The sequence below is a fragment of the Pseudoalteromonas sp. ATL1 genome (genome assembly GCF_058933015.1).
Genome location: NZ_JBZYXL010000001.1, coordinates 1,854,087 through 1,880,096 on the forward strand (window position 1 = coordinate 1,854,087; position 26,010 = coordinate 1,880,096).

General features: G+C 43.2%; 30 protein-coding genes. 19 read left to right on the forward strand and 11 right to left on the reverse strand.

Annotated features, from left to right (window positions below; all coding sequences use genetic code 11):
• Positions 1-97 precede the first annotated feature (97 nt).
• The 5 genes from accD (at position 98) to purF (ending at position 5,018) form a co-directional block, all read left to right on the forward strand.
• On the forward strand, positions 98-973 hold the full coding sequence (gene accD, locus AC5FX4_RS08315) for an acetyl-CoA carboxylase, carboxyltransferase subunit beta (protein WP_493605971.1): 876 nt from the start codon (positions 98-100) through the stop codon (positions 971-973).
• Positions 974-999: 26 nt separating this feature from the next.
• Positions 1,000-2,262 carry a bifunctional tetrahydrofolate synthase/dihydrofolate synthase gene (gene folC, locus AC5FX4_RS08320; protein WP_493605972.1) on the forward strand — a complete coding sequence of 421 codons (1,263 nt, stop codon included), beginning with the start codon at positions 1,000-1,002 and terminating at the stop codon, positions 2,260-2,262.
• Positions 2,263-2,273: 11 nt separating this feature from the next.
• Entirely contained in the window at positions 2,274-2,918 is a 645-nt protein-coding gene (locus AC5FX4_RS08325) for an SPOR domain-containing protein (protein ID WP_493605973.1), read from the forward strand.
• 61 nt (positions 2,919-2,979) lie between these two features.
• Positions 2,980-3,474, forward strand: a complete 495-nt coding sequence (locus AC5FX4_RS08330; RefSeq protein WP_476294003.1) for a CvpA family protein — start codon at positions 2,980-2,982, stop codon at positions 3,472-3,474.
• A 17-nt stretch (positions 3,475-3,491) separates the two neighbouring features.
• Entirely contained in the window at positions 3,492-5,018 is a 1,527-nt protein-coding gene (purF, locus tag AC5FX4_RS08335; RefSeq protein ID WP_493605974.1) for an amidophosphoribosyltransferase, read from the forward strand.
• A gap of 70 nt (positions 5,019-5,088) precedes the next feature.
• Here the strand turns inward: purF and AC5FX4_RS08340 are convergent, their stop codons facing one another.
• Together AC5FX4_RS08340 and AC5FX4_RS08345 are read right to left on the reverse strand one after the other, a co-directional pair.
• Positions 5,089-5,688 (reverse strand): Yip1 family protein, encoded by a 600-nt coding sequence (locus AC5FX4_RS08340; RefSeq protein ID WP_493605975.1) that lies wholly within the window; start codon positions 5,686-5,688, stop codon positions 5,089-5,091.
• Between the two features lie 352 nt (positions 5,689-6,040).
• Positions 6,041-6,838 carry a PhzF family phenazine biosynthesis protein gene (locus tag AC5FX4_RS08345; protein WP_493605976.1) on the reverse strand — a complete coding sequence of 266 codons (798 nt, stop codon included), beginning with the start codon at positions 6,836-6,838 and terminating at the stop codon, positions 6,041-6,043.
• Positions 6,839-7,061: 223 nt separating this feature from the next.
• On the opposite strand from AC5FX4_RS08345, the gene miaE reads away from it, so the two are divergent.
• A complete protein-coding gene (gene miaE / locus AC5FX4_RS08350) occupies positions 7,062-7,820 on the forward strand; it encodes a tRNA isopentenyl-2-thiomethyl-A-37 hydroxylase MiaE (protein WP_493605977.1) in 759 nt (252 codons plus the stop codon).
• A 37-nt stretch (positions 7,821-7,857) separates the two neighbouring features.
• On the opposite strand, the gene AC5FX4_RS08355 is transcribed toward miaE, so the two are convergent.
• Positions 7,858-8,592: a UDP-2,3-diacylglucosamine diphosphatase gene (locus AC5FX4_RS08355; RefSeq protein ID WP_493605978.1), complete on the reverse strand. Its 735-nt coding sequence runs from the start codon at positions 8,590-8,592 to the stop codon at positions 7,858-7,860.
• A gap of 50 nt (positions 8,593-8,642) precedes the next feature.
• Positions 8,643-9,134, reverse strand: coding sequence for a peptidylprolyl isomerase B (gene ppiB / locus AC5FX4_RS08360; protein WP_476293994.1), 492 nt, complete (start codon positions 9,132-9,134; stop codon positions 8,643-8,645).
• A 171-nt stretch (positions 9,135-9,305) separates the two neighbouring features.
• Here ppiB and cysS point away from each other — a divergent pair, with 171 nt between their 5' ends.
• Both cysS and AC5FX4_RS08370 read left to right on the forward strand, forming a co-directional pair.
• On the forward strand, positions 9,306-10,685 hold the full coding sequence (gene cysS, locus AC5FX4_RS08365) for a cysteine--tRNA ligase (RefSeq protein WP_493605979.1): 1,380 nt from the start codon (positions 9,306-9,308) through the stop codon (positions 10,683-10,685).
• Positions 10,686-10,756: 71 nt separating this feature from the next.
• Positions 10,757-11,605, forward strand: a complete 849-nt coding sequence (locus AC5FX4_RS08370) for a mechanosensitive ion channel family protein (protein WP_493605980.1) — start codon at positions 10,757-10,759, stop codon at positions 11,603-11,605.
• Positions 11,606-11,957: 352 nt separating this feature from the next.
• Here AC5FX4_RS08370 and AC5FX4_RS08375 read toward each other — a convergent pair whose 3' ends face one another.
• From AC5FX4_RS08375 to AC5FX4_RS08390, 4 genes are read right to left on the reverse strand one after another with little or no spacing between them, the layout of a single operon-like run.
• Positions 11,958-12,782, reverse strand: coding sequence for a mechanosensitive ion channel family protein (locus tag AC5FX4_RS08375; protein ID WP_493605981.1), 825 nt, complete (start codon positions 12,780-12,782; stop codon positions 11,958-11,960).
• 11 nt (positions 12,783-12,793) lie between these two features.
• Positions 12,794-13,483: an LrgB family protein gene (locus AC5FX4_RS08380; protein ID WP_493605982.1), complete on the reverse strand. Its 690-nt coding sequence runs from the start codon at positions 13,481-13,483 to the stop codon at positions 12,794-12,796.
• Complete coding sequence (locus AC5FX4_RS08385; RefSeq protein WP_493605983.1) at positions 13,476-13,949, reverse strand: CidA/LrgA family protein; 474 nt, start codon at positions 13,947-13,949, stop codon at positions 13,476-13,478. Before AC5FX4_RS08385 ends, AC5FX4_RS08380 begins: the two co-directional genes overlap by 8 nt.
• A complete protein-coding gene (locus tag AC5FX4_RS08390; protein ID WP_493605984.1) occupies positions 13,909-14,700 on the reverse strand; it encodes a crotonase/enoyl-CoA hydratase family protein in 792 nt (263 codons plus the stop codon). The genes AC5FX4_RS08385 and AC5FX4_RS08390 overlap by 41 nt, the downstream gene beginning before the upstream one ends.
• A 162-nt stretch (positions 14,701-14,862) precedes the next feature.
• On the opposite strand from AC5FX4_RS08390, the gene AC5FX4_RS08395 reads away from it, so the two are divergent.
• Genes AC5FX4_RS08395 through AC5FX4_RS08405 form a run of 3 tightly spaced genes read left to right on the forward strand, consistent with a single transcriptional unit; the run spans position 14,863 to position 16,479 of the window.
• Positions 14,863-15,186 (forward strand): DUF440 family protein, encoded by a 324-nt coding sequence (locus AC5FX4_RS08395; protein ID WP_493605985.1) that lies wholly within the window; start codon positions 14,863-14,865, stop codon positions 15,184-15,186.
• A gap of 22 nt (positions 15,187-15,208) precedes the next feature.
• Positions 15,209-16,027: a DUF481 domain-containing protein gene (locus AC5FX4_RS08400; RefSeq protein WP_493605986.1), complete on the forward strand. Its 819-nt coding sequence runs from the start codon at positions 15,209-15,211 to the stop codon at positions 16,025-16,027.
• 11 nt (positions 16,028-16,038) lie between these two features.
• A complete protein-coding gene (locus AC5FX4_RS08405) occupies positions 16,039-16,479 on the forward strand; it encodes a hypothetical protein (RefSeq protein ID WP_493605987.1) in 441 nt (146 codons plus the stop codon).
• A gap of 20 nt (positions 16,480-16,499) precedes the next feature.
• Here AC5FX4_RS08405 and AC5FX4_RS08410 read toward each other — a convergent pair whose 3' ends face one another.
• Entirely contained in the window at positions 16,500-16,985 is a 486-nt protein-coding gene (locus AC5FX4_RS08410; RefSeq protein ID WP_493605988.1) for an FKBP-type peptidyl-prolyl cis-trans isomerase, read from the reverse strand.
• Between the two features lie 12 nt (positions 16,986-16,997).
• The gene (ygfZ, locus tag AC5FX4_RS08415) at positions 16,998-17,909 is read right to left on the reverse strand and encodes a CAF17-like 4Fe-4S cluster assembly/insertion protein YgfZ (RefSeq protein ID WP_493605989.1); all 912 of its coding nucleotides are present in this window, start codon (positions 17,907-17,909) and stop codon (positions 16,998-17,000) included.
• Between the two features lie 193 nt (positions 17,910-18,102).
• Between ygfZ and AC5FX4_RS08420 the strand changes: the two genes are divergently transcribed.
• On the forward strand, positions 18,103-18,354 hold the full coding sequence (locus AC5FX4_RS08420) for an FAD assembly factor SdhE (RefSeq protein WP_476293981.1): 252 nt from the start codon (positions 18,103-18,105) through the stop codon (positions 18,352-18,354).
• A gap of 187 nt (positions 18,355-18,541) precedes the next feature.
• Positions 18,542-18,751 (forward strand): hypothetical protein, encoded by a 210-nt coding sequence (locus tag AC5FX4_RS08425; RefSeq protein ID WP_493605990.1) that lies wholly within the window; start codon positions 18,542-18,544, stop codon positions 18,749-18,751.
• On the opposite strand, the gene nadB is transcribed toward AC5FX4_RS08425, so the two are convergent.
• A complete protein-coding gene (gene nadB, locus AC5FX4_RS08430; protein WP_493605991.1) occupies positions 18,748-20,343 on the reverse strand; it encodes an L-aspartate oxidase in 1,596 nt (531 codons plus the stop codon). The genes AC5FX4_RS08425 and nadB overlap by 4 nt on opposite strands.
• A 265-nt stretch (positions 20,344-20,608) precedes the next feature.
• Between nadB and rpoE the strand changes: the two genes are divergently transcribed.
• From rpoE to lepB, 6 genes are read left to right on the forward strand one after another with little or no spacing between them, the layout of a single operon-like run.
• Positions 20,609-21,190 (forward strand): RNA polymerase sigma factor RpoE, encoded by a 582-nt coding sequence (rpoE, locus tag AC5FX4_RS08435; RefSeq protein ID WP_493605992.1) that lies wholly within the window; start codon positions 20,609-20,611, stop codon positions 21,188-21,190.
• 1 nt (position 21,191) lies between these two features.
• Complete coding sequence (locus tag AC5FX4_RS08440) at positions 21,192-21,803, forward strand: sigma-E factor negative regulatory protein (RefSeq protein ID WP_493605993.1); 612 nt, start codon at positions 21,192-21,194, stop codon at positions 21,801-21,803.
• Between the two features lie 4 nt (positions 21,804-21,807).
• Complete coding sequence (locus AC5FX4_RS08445) at positions 21,808-22,758, forward strand: MucB/RseB C-terminal domain-containing protein (protein WP_493605994.1); 951 nt, start codon at positions 21,808-21,810, stop codon at positions 22,756-22,758.
• On the forward strand, positions 22,755-23,213 hold the full coding sequence (locus AC5FX4_RS08450; protein WP_493605995.1) for a SoxR reducing system RseC family protein: 459 nt from the start codon (positions 22,755-22,757) through the stop codon (positions 23,211-23,213). The genes AC5FX4_RS08445 and AC5FX4_RS08450 overlap by 4 nt, the downstream gene beginning before the upstream one ends.
• Positions 23,214-23,271: 58 nt before the next feature.
• Positions 23,272-25,059 carry a translation elongation factor 4 gene (lepA, locus tag AC5FX4_RS08455; protein WP_493605996.1) on the forward strand — a complete coding sequence of 596 codons (1,788 nt, stop codon included), beginning with the start codon at positions 23,272-23,274 and terminating at the stop codon, positions 25,057-25,059.
• 13 nt (positions 25,060-25,072) lie between these two features.
• A complete protein-coding gene (gene lepB, locus AC5FX4_RS08460; protein ID WP_493605997.1) occupies positions 25,073-26,008 on the forward strand; it encodes a signal peptidase I in 936 nt (311 codons plus the stop codon).
• Positions 26,009-26,010: the final 2 nt, after the last annotated feature.

Here is a 26,010-nt window from a genome sequence, read left to right on the forward strand (position 1 = left end):
TTTTATATCGTTGATGACTAAATCATGTTTTAATTAATCAAATTGTCTGTATAGATCAGACTAAACAAAACAGAATTAGCGATTAAGAGAGTTACCAATGAGTTGGTTAGAAAAAATCTTACCTAAAACCACGAAATCTTCAGGAAAGAAAGAGATCCCTGAAGGTGTTTGGGCTAAATGTACAGATTGTGATTCTATTTTATATAAAGCAGAATTAGAAAAGTCACTAAACGTATGCCCTAAGTGTGATCACCACATGCGTTTAAGTGCGAGAAAGCGCCTTGAATTGTTCTTAGATGAAGCGGACCGCCAAGAATTAGGTGCGCATCATGAACCTCAAGATGTATTGAAGTTTAAAGACTCGAAAAAGTACACAGACCGTATCACTGCAGCGCAAAAAGTCAGCGGTGAAAAAGACGCGTTAGTTGCAATGAAAGGTCGCCTTAAAGGTATGCCTGTTGCGGCAGTTTCGTTTGAATTTGCATTCATGGGCGGTTCAATGGCATCTGTTGTAGGTGCGCGCTTTGTTGAGGCGGTGAACGAGTGTTTAGAGCACGATATGCCACTTGTTTGTTTCTCAGCGTCAGGTGGTGCTCGTATGCAAGAAGCACTTATGTCACTTATGCAGATGGCTAAGACAAGTGCGGCTTTAGCAAAGATGTCAGAGCGTGGCTTACCGTTTATTTCAGTACTTACTGACCCAACAATGGGTGGTGTTTCTGCCTCATTGGCAATGTTGGGTGACATTAACGTTGCTGAGCCTAAAGCGCTAATAGGTTTTGCTGGCCCTCGCGTTATTGAGCAAACCGTGCGTGAAACATTACCAGAAGGTTTTCAGCGCAGTGAGTTCCTATTAGAGCACGGTGCAATCGATATGATCGTCGATCGTCGTGAAATGCGCGATACCTTAGCGCGAATTTTGGCGAAGTTTATGAACTTGCCTTCTACTGAACAAGAGCATAGAGTAGCGTAAATTTTATAATTTAAGCGTTTTTGTTCATGACTGAAAAAACACTAAGCCAATCGTCGACTCTTGATGATTGGCTTTGTTACATTGAAGGGGTGCACCCTGCTAGCATTGAAATGGGATTAGAGCGTGTAAAACTGGTCGCGCAGCAAACCCAATTACTCGATACGTCTAGCAAAATAATTCTTATTGGCGGCACCAATGGCAAGGGCACCACTGCCCGTTGCTTAGAATCACTTCTGCTAGCACAAGGCTACAGTGTCGGTACCTACGCATCACCGCATTTAATTCATTACAACGAACGTGTTCGCATCAATGGTAAAACTGTTGATGATCAAGAGCACATTGATGCCTTTCACATGCTCGATCAGGGCCGTGGTGATACGCAAATCACATTTTTTGAATATGGCACCTTGGGTGCACTTGCTATCTTTAAACGTCATCAAGTCGACTTTGTTTTGCTTGAAGTGGGCCTGGGTGGGCGCTTTGATGCCACGAATATTGTCACACCTTATGCCAGTGTGATCACCACCATAGATTTAGATCATAAAGAGTATTTGGGAGATACGCGCGAACTCGTTGGTTACGATAAAGCGGGCATATTCAGGCCTAACACGCCTGCAATAGTGGGGGATTTAAACATACCTCACACTGTAACTGATTATGGCAAAGAAATTGCCGCAGATATGGTACTTGCCAATAGAGACTTTAGCCATAAGGTGACTAGATCTGGCTTTGTTTGGCAATATCAAGAACATAGTCTAGAGTTGGCTACGCCCGCGATCCCTGTGCAGAATGTTGCGACGGCTTTAACCACGCTGGCTAAGCTGGATCTTTTACCTGAGTATAGTGTGATTGAGAATTGCATAAAGGCACTGCAGGTTGAAGGGCGTTTCCAAAAGCTCAGCGATCGACCGCTGGTGTATACCGATGTGGCGCATAACCCCGAGTCTGCGCGTTACCTAAAACAAAAAATTGCTCAGTTAAAATCTCAAGGGTTTAAAATCCACGCATTAATCGCTATGCTTGCAGACAAAGATAAAGCGAGTGTGATCAATGCGCTATCTGATGAAGTGACACAATGGTCTTGTGCCTCTTTATCGGGTCCTCGTGCCGAGACCGCAGAGAATTTGCAGCCTTTGTTGTCTCAACATGCTCAACAGACAAGTAATGCATATGCAAGTGTAACAATTGCATTGGATGATATTTTGCAGTCGCAGCCAAATGACACCGCATTAGTTATATTTGGCTCCTTTTTAACCGTGGCTGAAGCCATTCAATATTGGCAAAAATAGAGAGTAGTAACGTGGATTCAGGATTTATTAACCGCTTAGTGGGCACCAGCATTGTCGTGGTGGCGGCCATTATATTTATTCCTAATATTCTTGATGGTGAAAAGGTTCACTACAAAGAAGGGTTTAAAGCAATTCCTGAGCGTCCTGAATTCACAACTGTTGACTTACAATCTGCCATAGACCAAAAAGTTGAGATGGCGCCAGAAGTCAAAGGGGAGCCAATAGAAGACATCGTGAGTGATGATCATCAATTCGTGGAGGCACAGACCAACGATGGTGCAACGGGCGATGTTGATGAAGCGTCTTCAAGCGTCTCCACAAATGTGGCATCCCAAGAAAAGCCTGTTGAGTTATCTGCAAAGAAAGATAACCCAACGGAACTCAAAAGATCGCCAAACTCTAATCTTGCCGAAATGGCTTATGTGATACAACTGGGCAGTTTTTCACATAAACCCAATGTTGATGCCTTGGTTGAAAAGCTGAAAAAAAGTGGTTTCGATGTGTTTACTCGACCAGTCAAAACACCCAACGGTACGCTCACAAAAGTGTTTGTAGGGCCTGATCTTAGCAAAGAAAAACTAGAGGCTAAGCTGCCCGAACTGAAGAAGTTAACCAAGCTTAATGGTCGCTTGACTCAGTTCAATATTGCAAATTGATCTGGTAATTGGCCCACAGCTCTTATAGAATGCGCCCCAAATTAACGACTTATTGGTTAATATGATCTGGGTTGATTACACAATTCTTGGTATTGTCGGACTTTCGACATTATTCGGGTTAATTCGCGGCTTTGTAAAAGAAGCGATGTCACTAGCCGTTTGGATTGGCGCATTCTTCATCTCCAGTTTGTTTTATCAATATCTAGCAACCTTCCTGACTCCCATTTCAGAACCCCTTTTAAGAAATGCAGCCGCAATAGCCATATTATTTTTTGCGACCTTACTGTTAGGTGGGTTTGTTAACTATATTTTAGGTGAGATTGTGCAGCGCACAGGCTTAACCGGTACCGATCGGATCTTTGGTCTAGTATTTGGTGCGTTACGAGGCGTGTTGGTCGTTAGCGCCTTATTGTTTTTTCTCGATGCGTTCACCAATGCACCAAGCACGCAATGGTGGCCAGCGTCTACTTTGATCCCTGAATTTGGTTTTGTTATCGAGTGGTTTTTCTCCTATTTGGAAAATAACTCTAGCTTTATAAATTCAGTAAACCGTTAATCGGCGAGGAAATTTTAATGTGTGGTATCGTTGGGATAGTCGGTAAGTCTCCTGTTAATCAGGCGATTTATGATGGCTTAACTGTTTTGCAGCACCGTGGCCAAGATGCGGCTGGTATTATTACCATTGACAACAATACGTTTAGTTTGCGCAAAGCAAACGGCTTAGTAAAAGACGTGTTCCATACGCGTCATATGAAGCGACTCCAAGGCAGTATCGGTATTGGCCATGTGCGTTACCCAACTGCAGGCTCTTCAAGCTCAGCTGAAGCGCAGCCTTTTTATGTTAACTCTCCGTTTGGTATCGCGCTTGCGCACAACGGCAATTTGACCAACGCCGAAGCGTTAAAAGAAAGCTTATTTACTCAGGCTCGCCGCCACGTTAATACCACTTCTGACTCAGAGATCTTACTTAATATCTTGGCCTATGAGCTTGGTAAGTCAGAAAAGATGAAGCTTGAGCCTGAAGATATGTTTGCCGCTATCGAGCAAGTTAATCAGCAAGTGACGGGTGGCTACGCAAGTATTGCAATGATCATCGGTCACGGTATTTTGGCATTTAGAGATCCAAATGGTATTCGCCCATTGGTATTTGGAAAGCGTGAATCTGAACAAGGCACGGAGTACATGTTTGCCTCGGAAAGCGTTGCGCTTAAGATTGATGGCTATGAGTTTGTGCGTGATGTTGCACCAGGCGAAGCGATTTACGTCACTGAAAACGGTGAGTTCTACTCGCAATTATGTGCGGCTAAAACAGCACATGCACCGTGTATTTTTGAATTTGTATATTTTGCTCGCCCTGATTCTGTGATTGACAATATGTCGGTTTACGCAACACGCGTAAATATGGGCACCAAGTTGGGCGAAAAAATCGCAAGAGAGTGGGCTGACAAAGAAATCGATGTGGTTATTCCTATCCCTGAAACTTCGTGCGATATCGCGCTCGAAATCGCTTCAGTGCTTGACTTACCTTACCGCCAAGGCTTTGTGAAAAACCGTTATATTGGTCGTACTTTCATTATGCCTGGTCAAGAGCAGCGTAAAAAGTCAGTGCGCCGCAAGCTAAATGCGATTGATAGTGAATTCAAAGGCAAAAATGTACTACTTGTAGATGACTCAATTGTACGCGGTACTACTTCTGCGCAAATCGTTGAAATGGCACGTGAAGCGGGCGCTAAGAATGTATATTTTGCATCAGCAGCACCAGAAGTACGTTTTCCGAACGTATATGGCATTGATATGCCTTCAGCAGCAGAATTAATTGCGCATGGCCGTGAAGTGGAAGACATTAACGATAGCATTGGCTCTGATGGTTTGATTTATCAATCGTTACCTGATTTGATTGCCGCAGTTCGTGAAGAAAACCCAGAGATCACACGTTTTGAAACATCGGTGTTTGATGGTTTGTATATCACAGGTGATGTTGATCAAAACTATTTGAATCGCGTTGATGCACTGCGTAATGACTCGGCTAAATCGACACGTGAAAAAGCGATGTCAGCGAGCTTAGAGCTACACAATCAAGAAACGGGTGATGGTGAGTAACCTTTTACCTTAAATATAAAAAGGAGCGAGGTTCGCTCCTTTTTAGTTTTTAGACGTTTAAAAAATGAAACTAACTAAAAGTCGGGCTAATTATGCCATTGGTCCATAAAATCGCAGTTGCGGCAAGTATGATGACTAATAAGATGAGTCCACACGTGACTACTGAGCTTGCATAAATAAAGCCGCGTTCTTCTGGTATATGCATGAGAATAGGCACGCCAGTGTAAAGCAAGTAAACCGAGTAAGCTAAAGCGACTAACCCAACACTGACCACAAACCATAGCTCAGGGTAAAAAGCGGAAAACGCCGACATAAACATGGGGGTTGCGGTATATGCCGAAAGCTCCAGCGTCTGCGTAAAAGTCGGTTTCGCACCAAATGTGACTGCCATCCAGTGAGATAAATAGGATAATGCAAAAATGCCTATGATCAATGCCGTGTACATAGCTACGCCGATAAGCAGGGCGCTCTCATGGGTTAAGTAAACTGCATCACCCGCACCAATTTTCCACCCTAAATAAACCGAAGAGTAGTAACCCATAATGCATGGGATCAAGGCGATAAGCGCAATGTGTGAAAGGCTATACTTGATGCTTTCATGGCGGTTATCGATAGTTTGCCACTCTTCGAGTGGGTGAGCATATAAGCCCCATAGATGATTTAAAATCATAAGTAACCCCTCATAATAATTGTTGTGTTATTTTTATACAGCGTCAATTTAGTTATGAGAGACGGTCCGATTTTTGTCAAGAATAGGTTAAACTTTCGTCTAATTGAAAATTTCAGAAACAACTAAATTACGGGGTAGGAGCGTTATAGTTAGCGGTTCATGGTGTTCTATGTTCAGTGTTGTTGGAACAGCAAGTTAAAAAAGCGTGAAAACGCGATGCATCTGTTAATTAGTTTGTAAAACGGAATAAATAGCTTTTTTACTTACTTTGAATAGTTAGGTATCGATCTGGCACTTAAATTCGCGTGTGCTGGGCCCGTGTAGTATGCATAGACCCAGCAAAAGAGGGCCGTTAAATTTCAATATACCCTTGAAGGTAGCGAACGGCGTGACCAGATATCAAAACACGGTTATCTTTAACTTCACAGTAAAGTAAGCCGCCACGGTGCGAAGCCTGAAACGCAACTAATTTATCTTTTCTCAGAATTTCAGACCAATAGGGTGCCAACCCCGTATGAATAGAACCCGTAACAGGGTCTTCATCTCCGCCATTGGCAGGCCAAAAGTAGCGAGACACAAAGTCATATTGTTGCTCTTCGCCGACTAAAGCGGTTACCACAACATCTAGAGGCCCAAGCTGCGTTAGGTAATTTTTGTCTTGCTGAACAGCGAGCACGTCTTCATGAGATTTGTAAATGGCAAAATACGCTTGGTTATTTTTGAGTACTTTGTCGGGCGTAATGGATAGCCCTTTGAGCAGTGGCTCAGGTATATGTTCGACTAGCTCTGGTTTACGATTTGGGAAATCCATGGTGATTTTACCATCATCCGATTTGACGATAGTCATGGCGCCAACCGCTTGGGCATAGAGCTTGAGTTCTGTTTGTTGGGGGAATCGTTCAAATAAAACGAATGAAGCGGCAAGTGTTGCATGACCACAAAAGTCGATTTCGGTCAGTGGCGAAAACCAGCGAATTGCATGTCCGTCACCAGTGCTCACTAAAAATGCGGTTTCTGACAAGTTGTTTTCTGTCGCGATAGATTGCATTAAATCATCAGTAAGCCACTGCTGTGTGATGACAACAGCCGCAGAGTTACCTTTGAAGCGCGTTGTTGTAAACGCATCGACGATATCGATTTGTAATTTCATTTGTACCCTTTATCTACTTTTTGTATCACTCAAGTTCAGCTAAATTGGAGCATTTTTATACTGATATTGCAAAGAACTAGCATAGAGGAAAAGGCATGAGCTATGCGGTTGGAATTTAAATGGGTACAAATGCAACTCCAATTGTGAGTGTGATACAATGCCCCAATATGAGTACCCGTATTTTGCTGGTTAGCGTAACAATACACATTAAGAGATTTAAAAGTTGGACGAACTATTAGCCCCGATTCACCGTTTTTTGCAATGTGAAACGCCCGATGCGTGGATCAACGAAGCAATCAAAAAAGAAAACTTGGAAGTCGTTTTGTTAGATCACCTCGTGTGCGAATTAAAAGCGGCGCAAAGTGCCATGTACTTAATTCGTAAATATGCGGTAGATAAAGAAAGCGGTGATGCGCTGCTGAGCTGGTTACAACCTTTTGAAGCTTATACCTACAGAAAAGAAGGTGACTGGCGAGAGTTGGTTAAACATAACCGACTAACCAAAGCTATGTTACCAAAGTCAGGCACGCCTTACGGGCAAGATTTAATCGATAAAATGGTGCTTTTGATAAAAGAGGAGTTACATCACTTTTATCAAGTATTAGAGCTCATGGATGAGTACGGTATTGAATATCGCAACATCACTTCGAGTCGTTATGCTAAAGGTATGCTCACCCATGTTACCAATCATGAGCCATATACATTGACGGATAAACTGATTTGCGGTGCGTATATTGAAGCGCGCTCATGCGAACGATTCGCGAAGTTAGCGCCGCATGTGGATAAACGCTTAGGGGATTTTTATGTGTCTTTACTGCGCTCTGAAGCACGTCATTATCAAGATTATTTGACCTTAGCGGAAGAAATTGCCGGACAAGATATTAGTGAGCGTATAGCGCATTTTGGCAAAGTAGAAGCCGAGCTGATTTCTTCACCAGATGAAGATTTTAAATTTCACAGTGGCGTGCCCAAAGCCAACTAAAGACAAGTATCAAGGCTGTGTAGGCAATATCAATTTACTAGACAGCGCAATCTTTAATGAGCGTTGGCTCACCGAGTTCATTTACCACTAAATATGAACCCTTATTGTACCAGTCACCCAGTACGGTACGGGTGAGAGCTTGTTCATCTTGTTGGTAAGTATGCACATCAGGACGGTGGGTATGACCGTGGATCATATTGCTTACTTGGTATTTTGCGAACATATCAAGGACTGCACTGGGCGTTACATCTAAAATTTCGGCAGCTTGATTCATTTGCTTGGCTTTACTCTTTGCACGACCATTTTTGGCAATGTTACGGCGCACACTTAACGGCAAGGACAAAATTAATTTAGGCCACCACCAACCACGGCTTTTTTTACGAAATTTCTGATAGGCAATATCGTCAATACACATTTCATCGCCGTGTAGTAACACAGTCGGGGTACCGTATAAATTGATAACATGTTGTTCTGGTAACAGAGTCATATTCGCTTGTTTGGCATAGCGCTTACCGAGTAAGAAGTCACGATTGCCATGTAAAAAGTATATGTCGATACCGTTTTTTGACACAGCGCTGAGTTTGTCTGCAATTTGGTTGGCCAGTGCACTTTGTTCATCGTCACCTATCCATACCTCGAAAAAGTCACCCAAAATGTATAAAGCGTCAACATCAGCGGTCATGTGCTGTTCAAGAAAGTTGAAAAATGCGTGTGTGATAGTGGGGTGGTCGTCACTTAAGTGTAGATCGGAGATAAAATAAGTTTTGCGCATGTAAGTCAATTTGTAGAAAAAAGCGGGCAAAGCCCGCTTGAAGTAAATGATTAAGCTACGGTCACTTTTTCGATGATCACATCTTCAAGTGGCACGTCTTGGTGAAAGCCTGATGAACCAGTAGCAACAGATTTAATTTTGTTGACTACGTCCATGCCTTCAACCACTTCTGCGAATACACAGTAACCCCAGCCTTGCGATGTTTCGCTGCTGAAGTTTAAAAAGTCGTTGTCGTTCACGTTAATGAAAAACTGTGCCGTTGCTGAATGTGGATCTGGTGTACGTGCCATGGCAAGCGTACCAGTTTTATTACTCAGACCGTTGTTTGCTTCGTTTTGGATAGGCGCTTGTACAGACTTTTGCTCCATACCTGATGCAAAACCACCGCCTTGGATCATGAAGCCATCAATAACACGGTGGAAAATAGTGCCGTCATAAAAGCCAGACTTTGCGTAGTTTAAAAAGTTTTCAACTGTTTTTGGGGCGTCTTCAGCGAAAAGTTTAATGCTGATTTCACCAAAATTAGTGTGTAGAACAACCATCTCGGTTTCCTAATCTCTAGACCATAAAAGAGGTATTCTATAGCACAAGCAGGTGAGCTGACAATTTTACTGGCGCATTTAATGTAAATTGGACCCATTTGGGTATAGAGCGGGGGCTGGGCAAGTGATATGATGCCAACTCATGTCAAATTTGTTTAGGAATAACGCTACATGTTACAGATATACAACACACTTACTCGCGAAAAAGCGCCGTTTAAACCTCTAGTCGAAGGCAAGGTCGACATGTATGTGTGTGGTATTACCATTTATGATTTCTGTCATGTGGGACACGCCCGCACTTATGTATCGTTTGACGTTATGAACCGTTACTTACGTCATCTTGGCTATGATGTCACTTACGTACGTAACATCACGGATGTTGACGATAAAATTATTAAGCGCGCAGCAGAAAACAACGAAGACATTAACGATTTAACCGTTCGAATGACCAAAGCCATGCATGAAGACTTTGAGTCACTGAACATTTTACCCGCCGATATTGAGCCGACGGTAACGGGCCATATGGGCGAGATCATCACTATGATCGAAACCTTAATTAAAAAAGGGCACGCTTATGTTGCTAAAAGTGGCGATGTGTTGTTTGACGTATCGACCTTTGAGCAATACGGCAAGTTGTCGCAACAAGATTTAGATATGTTGCAAGCAGGCGCTCGCATTGAGGTAGCCACCGATAAAGACGACCCATTGGACTTTGTACTTTGGAAAAAAGCCAAAGCGGGTGAGCCGTCGTGGACTTCTCCTTGGGGCGAAGGCCGACCTGGTTGGCATATCGAATGTAGCGCGATGAGCTCTAAGCATTTAGGTGAGTTTTTTGATATTCACGGTGGCGGTTCAGATTTGCAATTCCCGCACCATGAAAACGAAATCGCGCAGTCTTGCTGCGCAAACAATGGTAAATACGTAAATACTTGGATCCATACTGGTATGGTTCAGGTCAACAAAGAGAAGATGTCTAAGTCGTTAGGTAACTTCTTTACGGTACGCGAAGTATTGAAACAGTATGACCGTGAAACGGTGCGTTACTTTTTGATCAATGGCCACTACCGTAGTCAGCTTAATTATTCTCAAGAAAACTTAGATCAAGCGCGTTCATCACTAGAGCGTATTTATACTGCACTTCGTGATGTTCAGCCTGTGGCTGTGTCTTTGGAAAATAACGAATATGTTAAGCGTTTTGAAGCGGCAATGAATGATGACTTCAATACGCCTGAAGCGCTGCCGGTTATTTTTGAGCTTGCTAAAGAAGTGAACTTACTTAAAGGTAAAGACGACAAAGCAGCGGCTGAACACGCCTATGTGCTGGTTAAACTTGCTAGCGTGCTAGGTATTGCGCAACAGCAGCCAGAGCAATTTTTGCAAGGCGATCAGAATAACGATGAAGTGGCTAAAATAGAGGCTTTGATCGTGCAACGTAACGAAGCACGGGCTAACAAAGACTGGGCCGCCGCAGATGCCGCACGTGATGCGTTGACTGCTATGGGTGTGGTGTTAGAAGATAGCGCTGGAAAGACAACTTGGCGAAAAGCTTAAATATTTGCTAATTGGTTTTGCAAACGCCACACTCAATGAGTGTGGCGTTTTTGTTTTTGAGGACAAAATTAATGGATATGAGTTGGCTCGATAAAGAGCTTATAAAAGTAGGTGACTTTTCTTTGTTAGTGGGAGAATTACTGTCGTTCTTTTTGGTGTTATTAGGCACGTTTGTTTTATCAAGAATATTGCGGGCGGCATTTCAGCGTCTTGCAACACGACAGGGGGTGATAGCCCATACATCTGCCTATGTAATTGGCCGTATTATTCATTACATAGTGCTGTTTATTGGCTTCATCATTGCGTTGACCGCACTTGGTATGAAAATGACGGAATTGGCGTTGATCGCCAGTGCCTTGGGTGTTGGTATAGGCCTTGGTTTGCAGGGCATGGTGAATAACTTTGTTTCTGGCTTAGTGCTCCTGCTTGAAAAAACTGTCAAGGTGGGGGATTTTGTTGAGTTGTCAAATGATGTGGTGGGCGAAGTGATCGCTATTTATATGCGTGCAACCTTAATAAGAACGAATGACAATGTGGATATTCTGATCCCCAATGCCGAGCTGGTATCGGGGCTGGTTACCAACTGGACGCTCACTGAGAGAGTCAGGCGCTTTCGCATTTCTTTTTCTGTTGCTTACGGCAGCGATAAAGCGATGGTAAAACAAGCCGTATTAGAAGCGGCCGATAATGTACCTTATACACTCAGCAGCAAAGGGCGAGAGCCCACGGTATGGATGACGGGTTTTGGTGATAGCAGTTTGAATTTTACACTCGGTGTATGGGTACAACCTGAGCAAGTAAAGAGACCAACGGCGCTCGTGTCTGACTATCTGTGGGCCATTGATGACGCGTTGAGAAAGTACCATATCGAGATCCCCTTTCCGCAACGGGATATTCATATTCGCACTCCCGCGAAGTAAGTTAATTATGTCGATTAACGGAATAATTAGTGGATTTTAAAGGTGCTGTCTTAAAATTGTCATAGGCTATGACTCACTCATGACCTCGCGAAAATGAAGCTTAATATGATAATAATCAGCCGACTAGATGTGAGCATGATTCCGCAGAGCACAATGGCGTTGCGACAGTGTTAAAATTTAATTTTGCATAAATTGAAATTAGAATTATAGTTAATATAGTGTAATGCAATGGAAAGTCTGAGACTGCGGTAAATTGATAAGTGTCGCCCGTGCACTTGTTAGTGTGCTGTGCCATTGGCCATTTGAGCTTTATTCCCAACTATTAGGCACCGTAAAGGTGCCTTTTTATTGGCTATTTGTTAGTGAAAGTGACCACTCGCTGTGGGAATGGAATTTCAATATCGGCTGCCTTAATGGCACTATAAACCAACCTGTTGATTGCTAACTTTGTTTCAATAATTTGAGTGGTGGGCACCCAATAGCGATAACTAATCACCACCGCACTGTCGGCGAACTGTTCGATACCCACTTGTGGCAGCGGGCTTTTAGCAACACATTCATGGTTAATAATGACATTCATTACTTCGTTGATTGCGGTGTCGCTACAGGTACTATAAGCAATACCAATTTCACCTTTTACCAAAGAGTATTCAAAAGAATTGTGTAAGATCTCACCAATAATATGTTTGTTCGGTATGGTGATCTCTACTTTTTCCTCGTTGACGAGAATGGTGTGTCCAAGCTCTATCATTTTAACTTGACCGCTGACACCTTTTACTTGAATGGTGTCACCTACAATGAATGGTCGGGTAGCAATAATAGCAAGTCCCGATCCATAGTTAGACAGCATACCTTGTAAGGCCAAGCCAGCGCCTAAAGAGGCGGCACCTATTGCTGCAACAAAGGGAGTTACGCTAATGCCCACTTTGCCAAGCGCAATGATCACAAACATGACAATCAAGAGGACTTTGACTAAGTTGCTGACAAAGTTGGTTAATGTGACGTCGATATTGTGGCGTAACATTAATGATTCGACCATTTTGGATAGCTTATTCGATACCCACAGTCCAAGTAACAAGATCAAAATTGCGCCGACAACTTGCATGCTGTAAGTCACCAAGTAGTCTCTGATTAAATTAAAATAGTGTTCAAATTGTTTGATTTCTTGTTCGATCACAAGTGTCTTCCTTAGCGAAAAGTGTCAAGCCAAGTATAAAGTATTGGCACCCACAGCGCAGTTGTAATTATGCTAATGGTCATTGCTGCTGATGCAAACGCGCCTGCACTTGGGTGGTGTTCCAGTGCGCTGGCGGTGCCAATAGCATGACAAGACACGCCGAGCGCAATTCCTTTGGCTTGCTCGGAGTGTACTTTGCAAGCATTTAAAAGCGTGATGCCAAACATACCGCCAAACACACCAACCAAAATGACCATAATAGCAGCGAGCGCATTTATACCACCCAAGCTATCACTGATCAAAATTGTAATAGGTGTTGTAACGGATAGAGCTGCCAGCGATGCACTGACCGATGCGTTGAGAGAAAACAGCCAGCTAAGTAAAAATGCAATAATGGTTGCACTACTGACGCCGATGAAACTGCACAAAGCAATGAGTAAACCGTAACGTTTGATAGTATGGAACTGCACGTATAAAGGATAGGCAAGAGCAACAACGGCGATTTCAAGCATAAAGTGAATAGGTTGTATGGCGATAGCAAAAGCTGAATAGTTGATGTTGAGTGTCGATAGTAATGTTGCGGTACTAACAATAGAAATCAAAAGAGGGTTAAAAATAGGCCATGACCACGTTTTATATAACTGACGACTCAACGCAAATATGCCGATCACAACTAGGCAGCCAAGTAACATGCTAGTCATGGAATTGCCCTTTGTTGGCTAAAAGTCCAACCAAAATTAAACCGATAGTTGGCACTATGGTGAGAACGGCCAAAAGGGCAGGCCAAAACTGAGTGAGTAATGAACCATATTGAATAACGCCTACACCCGCAGGGATAAAAAAAAGCGCCATATATTTTAAAATGGGCGTGCAGGCAGGGGCGAGCCAATGTGGTTTGATAATGTTTGCGTAAAGTAAAGCAAGCACCATGAACATCGCAAGCAATGGTGCAGGTAGGGACATGTTAAAAACCAAAACGATAAATTTGGCGCTTAGCAAACAAGCAAATAGAAGCCCCAATGACAGAGCAAACAGTACCGCGTTTTTAAGATGCATCAATATTTTCTTATATGTTATCCATGCCAGTACATTATTTCGATAGTGACCAATTAGCAATTGGACCAATTTACCATCTTGCTCTGGATTGATAGGTTTTTTGTTGTTCACTGGTCGCGTTATGCATCGCAACACGTGTGTTCTTATTTAATAACAGCTTTATTTGTGACCAAGTTTCTTTAGCGAGCGTTTTGCGCAAGTTAATACCATAAGCGGCTTGATTAACACGCTTTATTGCCGCCAATGCATCTGGTGAGCGCTGCAACAGCGTCGTCAGTAGTTGCTCACAGTCGGCCTCAGGGTCATCACTGATGTTGCTGACTAAGCCTATTTTTGCAGCATGTTCAGCCACGATGGGCTGCGCTGTGATACTTAAAATCATTGCTTGGTCATAGCCCATTAAACTGGGCAGTAATGGACCCGAACCCATATCTGGGCATAACCCCCAACGGCTTTCCATAATGGCTAGTTTCGCTTGTGAGTGGGCGATACGGTAATCTGCACCGAGGGCGATATGCATACCGCCGCCAAAACAATTTCCTTTGATTAGTGCAATAACGGGAATTGGAAGTTGTCGCCAAGCCAAGCACACTCGCTGTGCTAAATTGGCATTGCCAGGTAGCCATTTGAAAAGCAATCTCAGTATAGCGGAAGGCCTTTTCATAACTGACTTTACATCGAGACCTGAACAAAAATTATCGCCCGCACCTTGTAACACCACAGCGCGCAGTGTTTTATCTTTTTTAAGTGTTTTTATTGTTTTGTCTATCGCAAGGAACATCTCGAATGTCAGAGCGTTTTGTTTGTCTGGTCGATTTAAAGTCACCCAGGCGACATTGTTGCGATATTCGAGAGATAGCATTTTAGTTCCTTGTTATTTTTATAAAAACGTATCTTGTAGAGTATATGCTCCAAATTGAAATATTTCAGCCAAGATTTTTGTCTATTTGGCCGATCAGCATAGCCTTCAATTTCACGATTTTGTTATGATACGGCTAACACATAAATAGTGAGAACCACAATCATGTCCGCTCGTCTTTGTAGTGTAGAAGAAGCAACCCATCAAGCCTATGAAATTTTTCAACAACTTGCACCAGATAACTTGGCTGAGCAAGATATAGCACAGTTCAATTTACATCATGAAGAATATGGATTTATTGAAGATGCAGAGCCCGACGACAGCTGGCAAGAGTTTGTTGCGTTAGAAATTGAACCCGAGGCGTTCTTGCAAGTATCTGTGGGAATTGAGTATGAAGATGGCGACGAGGTGTTGGCCAAGATATTGATCAGTCGTGATTTAGATGCGCCGTTTTGCCATATTTTGTGGAAACAAGCTGAGTCGGAATAATTTTCAAAAAGAGTAGTAAGTCGTGCAGTATAGACACTTTTTTTATGCATTGTTGTTTGTCTCTTTAGCAAGCCATGCAAAAGACCCATTTGAAGATTTTCATGATTATGGCGAGTTGCCAGATGATGAGATCCATAAGCTCCATCAAGGGGAATTGATTTACGGTGATGTCGAGTTTGGTTTGATTGCCAACAAAGGTAATTCAGACAACACTGCTTTCAAGCTGAAAAGCAATATTTATCAAGATTTTACACAGTGGCGTAATCAATTCAAAATTGACGCCCTGTACCGTGAAGATGAAAATAGTGACTCGGGTAAAAATGAAGTATCTGCTTCTCGCTATTATATTTCTGGTCAGAGTAACTATAAAGTTGGTCAAGATAATGAGTCGTTCTTTATGTATGGCGACTATACCAATGATAAATTTAGTGGTAATGAATACACGACAACTGTGGCGATAGGTTATGGTAATCGTTTATTCGAGGGTAAGAAAAACACGGTCGATTTTGACATTGGTCCGGGTTTGTATTTATCACGGATTGACAGCGAAATAGAAGTCACTGAAGGGGAGTCTAGGCTAAAACGAGGTCACTTATTGCGTCTTGCACTACAGTGGGAACGTACTATTTCCACGAGAACCCGCTTCAATCAAGACATGAGTATGGAAGTTTCGTTGTCCGGCTTGAATGATAGGATGATCAGTGAAACCGCAATTGTGAGTCAAGTGCGTGGTGGAATATCTTTAAAAGTTTCATATACCTATCGGTATAACTCTCAGCCGGAAGATAATAAGCAAAAAGTCGATACAGAGCTTGGTGCGACACTAGTCTACAGTTTTTAATGAGGATAAACATGTATCAGCATACACAGTTTTCATGGGTGATCATGGGAATACTCGCATGGGTTGCGAGCTTTTTAATTTTAGCAACCGTGCTACTTGGGTATAACGTCGTGGTTGTGTTTTTCTCTGGTGTGATTGCTTTGTTGGTTGTGGCATTTTATGGGCTGACCATTAAAGTTGACGCCAATAAGCGCGAACTAAGTTGGTGGTTTGGGCCAGGTGTGGCAAAGAAAACGCTAAACTTTGATGACATTGTTGAAGTGAAAGGGGTGACTAATTCACTGCGTCATGGTGTGGGTATACGTATTACCCATGATGGTTGGGTTTATGCGGCTGCGGGCTTTTCAGCGATAGAAGTCAGCTTACCAGACGGCACCAAGTACCGATTAGGTACGAACGATCAAAGTAATCTACTTAAAGCACTAGACGAAAAAGTAACAAGCGCCGAATAGGCGCTTGTTTTTACAGGAGATTAGTGGTGGTGACCACAACCACCTTCGCCATGCACGTGGCCGTGCGCTAACTCTTCTTCTGTTGCATCACGCACTTCCAAAATTTCCACATCAAAGTTTAAGGTAATACCTGATAGTGGGTGATTACCATCAACGATGACATCTTCGTCTTGAATATCGATGATCATGACCATTTGGTCGCCATCATCTGTGGTTGCACGAAATTGCATGCCCACTTCAATTTCCATACCTTCAAACATTGACTTAGGTACTGCTTGCATTAACTCATCGTGGCGCTCGCCATAGCCTTGTTCAGGCTCAACCGTTACGCTTAATTTGTCACCCGCTTGCTTATCAAGCAAAGCGTCTTCAAGGCCTTGGATCAAATAACCCGTGCCTACGATAAACACCAGTGGTTCACCATCAAATGAGTTATCAATGGTGTTTTTGTCATTATCTAAAACAGAATAATGCATGGTTACCACTTTATTTGGTGCTACTTTCATAATATTTCCCGTTTATTGGTCGTCTAGAGAATAAGGTAGAGGCAAAATTGACAAAGTTACCTCAGGCGAATGTTTGGCACGTAGCATTGAGTCTTGCTCAGTATCGTTTGGTAATACGGCCAGTGCGCTATATGTTTTGCTCTCGCTGTTAAAGACTTGCTGCACTATTTTGCCTGCACGACGCCAGTTTTCTCCTAGCTGTATTTCAAGCTCAGATTCATCAAGGGCTTGTTCGCTCTGGCCTTGCACGATGTACATTGCACGCTTGTTTTTACCTAGATAGCGCATGCGTGCAACGGTTTCTTGCCCCGTATAGCAGCCTTTTTTGAAGCTGATCCCATTGAGTGCTTGCAAGTTAACCATTTGCGGTACAAACTCTTCGATGGTTTGTTCACTGAGCTGAGGTTCACCAGCTTTGATGCTCGCTTCAATAAAAGTGCTAGGGTCGTCTATGCACTCAATCTCACTTGGTAATTCAAAATCGTCAGTGATATACAAAACTAGCCTTTTGTCATCCAGCTTCAATGCTTTGTTGTTACCAAAGTCACAAGCATTGCTATCTGTAAATTGTAAGCCTAGCAAATCACACACATTGTTCAATTGTGTACTTTGGATGCCAACTAGTTTTGGCGCTTCAATATGCGCTATGTCTACCTTTGCAAACACGCCATACTTTTTAAGCTCTCTGGTTGATGCAAGTACCTCAGCAGCAGAACCCATAAGTAAAAACTGCTGTTGGTGCTTAAATACACGAAAGATTCCCCAAAGCTTGCCTTTGGGGCTGCAATGGCCGCTCCACATAAAGGTTTGCTCGTTAATCAAATTCATGTCTTGCGTTAACTGACCATGTAAATAACTGAGCTGTTCAACACCTGAAACGGCAATAAGTTGGTAGGGCAGCATAACAGCGCTTGCGAGTGGCATATAACTTAATCCTTGCATAAGAATAGTGCTGATATGGTATCGCAAATTGGCAAATGCTTAAACGCCCAAATGACACAAAAGTAATGTACGCACGAGATTTGCGAGTTTTGCAGGAAGGATCGTGAGTCTGTATATAAACTGAGATATAATTGCGTCGTAAAATCTAAAATAATCAGTGATAAGGGTAATTATAATGGCTGAGCTGTATTCTAAATCGCGCACTAAATGGGCATGTCGCCGTGGTATGTTGGAATTAGATGTTTTATTAGGGCCGTTTGTTGATGAAGCTTATGATGCGTTGAGTGAGGAAGATAAATTTGTATTTCAACGTTTATTAGCGGTTGAAGACCCAGATTTATTTGCGTGGTTTATGGGCCATGAGACCTGTCCAGATGCAGAACTAAACGCGATGGTGAAATTGATCCTTGACCGAGTTCGCGTATAAATTAACTTTCGAAAACAATAAACAAGACCGCAAACCCTTTGTGGTCTTGTTTGCTTGCTTGGCATTTGTATTAGCCGCTCTTTTTCCTACCATCGAGTCAATTGTACTTAATTGTTGCCTCTGCGTTGCTGCATATCTATTTCTCTTGAGGCAGTGTCAAAAAGTTTGTCCGCTCGCGGGCGATATATTGCTAAGCCATCAAGATCACTATTTGGAAGTACATGCACAGACAGCATTTTACGGCAAAATCATAAATGCGCATCGCTTTTTGGATACTTTGTGTATTGAGATCTGCACACATGAAGGTGAAAAGAAAAAGCTGATGTTTATGCAATCAGCATTAACGGCACAGGCGTGGTCGCGCTTGTGCCGAGTTGCTTTGGCTGCAAACGATTAAGGCTGCAGTATGGTTGGTTTTGGCTCGCTCGTTTGCTCAGGGTAATCAATTGTGTAATGTAGGCCACGACTTTCTTTTCTTGCCAGCGCGCTACGAATAATCAGTTCAGCTACTTGAACCAAATTACGTAGTTCTAACAAGTTATTGCTCACTCTAAAGTGCGCGTAATATTCTTGGATTTCTTGCTGTAACAATTCTACGCGACGAAGTGCACGTTCCAAGCGTTTCGTTGAACGTACGATGCCAACATAGTCCCACATAAATAGGCGGAGCTCATGCCAGTTGTGGGTGATCACCACTTCCTCATCAGAGTCGTTGACTTGGCTTTCATCCCATTCAGGTAATTGTGGTGGTGTTGGGCTGTCTTTAATTTTTGACAAAATATCTTTAGCGGCAGCATGCGCAAAGACAATACACTCTAGTAACGAGTTGCTGGCCATACGATTTGCGCCATGCAGGCCTGTATAAGCTACTTCACCCACTGCATAGAGGTTATCTATGTCGGTTTTGCCGTTAAAGTCAGTCATAACACCACCACAGGTATAGTGTGCAGCTGGTACAACCGGGATGGCTTCTTTGGTTATGTCTAAACCAACACTCAAACATTTGGCGTAAATAGTAGGGAAGTGCTCAATGATAAAGTCTTTATCTTTATGTGAAATATCGAGATAGACGCAGTTTGCACCTAAACGCTTCATTTCATAGTCGATTGCACGCGCAACGATGTCTCGTGGTGCAAGTTCTTCACGTTTATCAAAGTCGGGCATAAAACGCGTGCCATCTGGACGCTTCAAATGAGCACCTTCGCCACGCATCGCCTCGGTGATCAAAAAGTTTTGCAGCTCAGGGTGGTATAAGCTGGTTGGGTGGAATTGGTTAAACTCCATATTGGCAACTCGACAGCCCGCACGCCATGCCATTGCAATGCCATCGCCGCTCGATACATCAGGGTTGGAGGTGTATAGATAAACCTTACTGGCTCCACCGGTTGCTAATGCTACAAACTTGGCTGAGATGGTTTCTACTTGATTCTTGTCACGGTTGTAGACGTAAACGCCATTAATGCGCTTTTGATCGGAACTTTTATCGGCGATAAGGTCAATGGCATTGTGCTGTTCAAGCAACGTGATATTTTTATGCGCTTGTGTTTGATTCACCAAGGTTGTTTGTACTGCTTTACCAGTGGCATCCGCAGCGTGTAAGATTCGTCTGTGACTATGGCCACCTTCACGGGTCAAATGAAAACGCTCCTTCCCCTTACTGTCGAACTCCATATCAAAAGGCACGCCCTGCTCAATGAGCCATTTAAGGCAGTTTTTAGCATTGCTTGCTGTGTAGTGCACGGCTTCTCTATCGCATAAGCCAGCACCAGCAGCTAATGTATCCTCAACATGAGATTCAATGCTATCGTTCTTTTTATCAAAAACGGCTGCAATGCCACCTTGCGCGTATAAAGTGGAGCCTTCTCTCAACGCGCCTTTACTTATCACAGTAACGTGACAATGATTGGCTAATGATAAAGCTAAGCTTAAGCCAGCGGCGCCGCTGCCGATGACAACAACATCTGTGCTATGGTGTTTTAATGAATTCATGTATTTGGATCTTCGCTTTTATATGCGCTACATACAGCTAGGTGTAACATTGTTTGCTATTATACACCCAAATTGGATTTACTTGGTGCGCTTTATACGAGCATTCAACGCAATGTGATCTGTGTGTAAAACGTTACTTTTTTCGTTATTTTAAAAAAAATATCAAAAAAACAGAACTTTTTATTCTTGGCTCAGTCAGAGTAGCTGTAAATAATGGCAACGAAGCATTGAGTTATAACTATAACAAAGAGGAGTACCGGCTCGAATGAGCGAGCAGGATTTGGATTTAGAACTGGTTAAGCGGGTGCAGCAAGGAGATAAAAACGCCTTCAACCTTTTAGTTGCCAAGTATCAAAATAAAGTAGCGGCGTTGATTTCACGTTATGTGTCAAATCAAGGCGATGTAGCAGATGTTGCCCAAGAGGCGTTCATCAAGGCGTATAGAGCGCTCCCTAACTTTCGAGGCGAGAGTGCGTTTTACACTTGGTTGTATCGTATTGCGGTTAACTGCTCAAAGAATTATTTGGTGGCTCAAGGGCGCAAACCCCCAGCCAATGATGTAGATGCGGAAGAAGCCGAGTTTTATGATGGCGCGGAGCAGTTACGCTCGAATGCATCTCCGGAGAATTTATTGCTAAGTGATGAGGTAAAGGCCGTTATATTTTCAACGATTGATGGTTTACCTGATGACTTAAAAACAGCGATCACCTTAAGAGAAATTGAGGGGATGAGCTATGACGAGATAGCAGTGGTGATGGATTGCCCTGTTGGTACCGTTCGTTCTCGTATTTTTAGAGCGCGCGAAGCAATAGATAATAACTTAAACCCACTTATAGGTGAGTCGTAACATGACAAAAGTGAACCCCATACAGTCTTCAAATGAAGTAACATCTAGAATTATTGATGGAGACTTGAAGCTTGAACAATCATCACTGAGTCATTTTGACGCAGAAAAGTTTGCGCGCTATGCCCAAATTGGTGATGTGATGCGAGAAGGGCATTCAGGTGGTTTTAGTATCGATATTACCGCGAGTGTTGCGGCTGCGCTAGAACACGAACCGTGCCACAGTGTAGAAAGCGACGCACAAGCAACGGTAGAAACCGTAGGTAGCAGTAAAGTTGTAAAACTCAGCAATTGGCGTAAACCGTTTTCACAAATTGCAATCGCCGCGAGTGTGGCATTGGTTGCGGTGGTTGGTGTTAACACGATGCCACAAAACAGTGCGCCTGCTGGGGATGAATTACCCGTATTGCAATCTCGCCCATTAGCTGGTGGTGTTGCACCTGTGAGCTTCTCAACAGAACAGCCAGCTCTGCAAAATGCTGAACAAGGCATTCGTGACTTGCAGCAACAGCGCATTGGTGCTTTGGTATTGGAGCATCAAAGACAGTCTCGCGTAGCCTACGCGTTGCAACAGCAAAATAAAGAAGTGTCTGAACAATCAGAGGAAAAGAAGTAGTTAAATGAGATTACTTGCCTGTATTTTAGGTTTATTTTTGGCATCGATCGTCCATGCCCAAGAGGTTGTTTCCGCAAAGCAATTATTACAAAACATGGCGTCGGCCGTTCATACTCGTAACTTTGATGCTTCCTTTGTGGTATTGAAGGGAAAGGGTATGGAGCCCTATCGCTGGGTACATGCCAAACACGGCGACAAAGAGCTTGAGTTACTGAGTTTGCTCAATGGCGCGGGCTTAGAAATTGTCCGTGTTGATGATTTGGTTACATACTACGAGCCGCAGTCAGCACCTTACTCAGTAAAAACAGACTCAATTGCGGGGCCCATACCAGAAATATTATTCAAAGATGTGAGTGCACTATTGGCGCACTATGACTTTGTTTTGGGTGGTAAAGGCCGTATAGCGGGGCGACCAGCTCAGCTAGTACGCGTCGAAGCCAAAGATGATTCTAAGTATAACTATTGGTTATGGATTGATACGCAATCATCTTTGTTGTTAAAAGCAGCTTACGTGAACCAGCAAGGTGAGTTATTAGAGCAACTGCAGTTAACTCACATTAGCGTTACACCAGAGCCTGCTGAACAATTGCTTGAACTAATAGAGCGTGAATTCCCGTCACCATTGCCAACAATCGAATTGAACAGTAATGAAAAGTTGCAAAACAATTGGCAAATCGGTTGGTTGCCAGAAGGCTTTAAGCTGTTAAAATCGGACAGACATAAGTTAGATTTAAATAATGAACTGGCCGATTACTACTTGTTTTCAGATGGTCTAGTGGATATTTCCGTATTTGTGCAACGTCCTCTACCTGGGCAACGTCCAAATGGTGCACTATCTTCTGGGGCGACAACGGTATATGTACATAACTCAGGAGCGTATGATGTTTCTGTGGTTGGTAATATTCCAGCGATGACCGCAAAGAGTATTGCTGAGTCAGTTAAACGACCGTTATGATAGAACAAACCCTAACCGTAGTGTCTTGCTCAGGCACTACGGCATATCTGCAATCTGAGCAAAAAAAAGCCTGTGAAGGTTGCAATGGTAAATGCGGCTCACAAATTTTCGCCAAATTATTTGGTACTCATAAAAAAACCTTTCCTATCAAAGTTGAACACCCTCTACAAGTGGGGCAAAAAGTCAAACTGAGCCTAGATGACTCAAAAGTGGTGAGTAATGCCTTTCATGTCTACATGTTACCGCTACTAGGCGCATTTTTATTTATGTTTGTCAGTGCATTAGCGCTAGAGTTGAGTGAACCACTGCAAATACTGAGTGCCGCGCTGGGCGGTTTTCTCGGTTACTTAAGTGCAAAATGGCGTGTGCAAGGACTAAGACACGATGTAAAAGTGATAAAAATTTACCCAATTAGCATGAGCGTGACGCAAATAGATGGTGATTGCGATAAATAAAAGGTAAAATCGGCGCTTTAATCCATTTAGTGACTTATAGAAGTTTAGAATCCAGTATATGAAGCATATCCGTAACTTTTCTATCATCGCCCACATTGACCATGGCAAATCAACACTTTCTGACCGCCTAATTCAAGTTTGCGGTGGCCTTACAGACCGAGAAATGCAGCAGCAGGTTCTGGATTCTATGGACATCGAACGTGAGCGCGGCATTACCATCAAAGCACAAAGTGTAACGCTGAACTACACAGCGAAAGATGGTGAGACATATATGTTGAACTTCATCGACACCCCGGGACACGTAGATTTTACTTATGAAGTTTCTCGCTCGCTTGCAGCCTGTGAAGGTGCGTTGCTCGTTGTTGATGCCGGTCAAGGCGTAGAAGCACAAACACTGGCTAACTGTTACACCGCGATCGAAATGGATTTGGAAGTCATTCCAATTTTGAACAAAATTGACTTACCTCAAGCCGATCCACTTCGTGTTGCAGAAGAAATTGAAGACATCGTCGGTATCGATGCGCTTGATGCGGTGCAATGTAGTGCGAAAACCGGTATTGGTATTGAAGACGTGCTAGAGAACATCGTGCGTGATGTTCCGCCACCAGAAGGCAACCCAGACGCGCCATTGCAAGCATTGATCATCGATTCGTGGTTTGACTCTTACCAAGGTGTTGTGTCTTTGGTTCGCATCAAACATGGTGAGCTTCGCCAAGGTGACAAGATCAAAATCATGTCTACCGATCAAACGCATATCGCTGATAAAGTGGGTATTTTCACGCCAAAACAAAAAGACACAGGAATATTGAGAACGGGTGAAGTAGGGTATGTGATCGCGGGTATCAAGGATATTCATGGTGCACCAGTGGGTGACACAATCACATTAACAAAAAATGCTGCACCGCAGCGTTTACCAGGCTTTCAGCGCATTAAACCTCAGGTATATGCGGGTATGTTCCCAATCGCATCGGATGATTATGAATCGTTCCGTGATGCACTGAACAAGCTAAGTCTAAATGATGCCTCATTGTTCTTCGAGCCAGAAAACTCGACGGCGTTAGGCTTTGGTTTCCGTGTTGGCTTCTTAGGCATGTTGCACATGGAGATCATCCAAGAGCGCTTAGAGCGTGAATACGATATGGATTTGATCACCACGGCACCGACGGTAATTTATGAGATAGAAACGAAGCACGGAACTATCCAGATCGACAATCCGTCAGACTTGCCACCGGTGAATGATATTCTAGAGATTCGAGAGCCGATTGTTGAAGCCAATATCTTGGTACCTCAAGAGTACTTGGGTAACGTTATTACGCTGTGTATCGAGAAGCGCGGCGTACAAACGAAGATGGCGTATCACGGTAAGCAAGTAGCGGTAACGTATGAGCTGCCAATGGCAGAAGTGGTGATGGATTTCTTTGACAAACTGAAATCAACCAGCCGTGGTTTCGCGTCACTCGATTATAACTTTAAGTACTTCCAAGCTTCTGATATGGTTAGGGTTGATATTCTTATCAATGGTGACCGTGTTGACGCCTTGGCGATTATTGCACACCGTGATGGTGCGCAAAGCCGCGGACGTCAACTAGCAGATGCATTGAAAGAACTTATTCCACGTCAGATGTTCGACATTGCAATTCAAGCCGCGATTGGCGGACATGTTATTGCGCGTACCACAGTAAAGCAATTACGTAAAAACGTAATAGCAAAGTGTTACGGTGGTGACGTAAGCCGTAAGAAAAAGCTACTTCAAAAACAAAAAGAAGGTAAAAAACGCATGAAACAGTTAGGTAATGTTGAAGTACCTCAAGATGCGTTCTTAGCCATACTTAAAGTTGGAAAATAACAGGAATTAATTCATGGCAGGCTATTTCTCAATACTATTGGTGTTATTAACACTGGGATCAGGATTATTGTGGTTGATTGATCACTTGGTTTATGCACCAAAGCGTAAAGAGCGCATCGCATTGGCTCAAGGTTCTTCAGAGCAGCCTTTAGACGAAGATGTTATTGCGCAAATAGCCCCTGAACCTGCGATTATTGAAGGCGCTAAGTCAATCTTTCCTATGATTGCAGCGATCACCATCTTTCGTTCGTTTATATTTGAACCGTTTCAAATTCCTTCAGGTTCAATGATGCCAACGTTGCTAGATGGTGATTTCATCTTGGTTCAGAAATATGCTTATGGCATCAAAGACCCAGTTTGGCGCACACAGCTTGTTGAAGTTGGCACGCCACAGCGTGGCGATGTCATGGTTTTCAAGTTTCCGCTAGATGAGAGAATTGATTTTATTAAGCGTGTGATTGGTTTACCAGGCGATCATATTGTTTATCGTAACCGCCAGTTGTTCATCAAACCTAATTGTGCTGAGGGTGAGCAACAACAAGGCAATTTGGTGTGTGGCGAGTATAATAAGATAAAGCTTGATATTGTGAATCAGGATGAGTTTACGCAAGGCTCTATGCCATTGGTGCGCTTAACGGAAGATCTACCTGATGTACAACATGACATTTTAATTAACCCGCAAGCGATTGAAATGGTTGAACGCTACTTCCAGCAAGAAGGTACACGTCGTGATGAGTGGGTCGTTCCAGAAGGAAGCTATTTTGCAATGGGTGATAACCGCAATAATAGCCAAGACAGCCGCATGTGGGGATTCGTTCCTAAGGAAAACTTGGTCGGTAAAGCTGTCTTCATATGGATGAGTTTTGATTTTGAAAATGGCCCAGATAGCCTGCTTCCAGGTTGGGTTCCAACTGGTGTTCGTTTTGGACGCCTAGGTAATATTCAGTAACA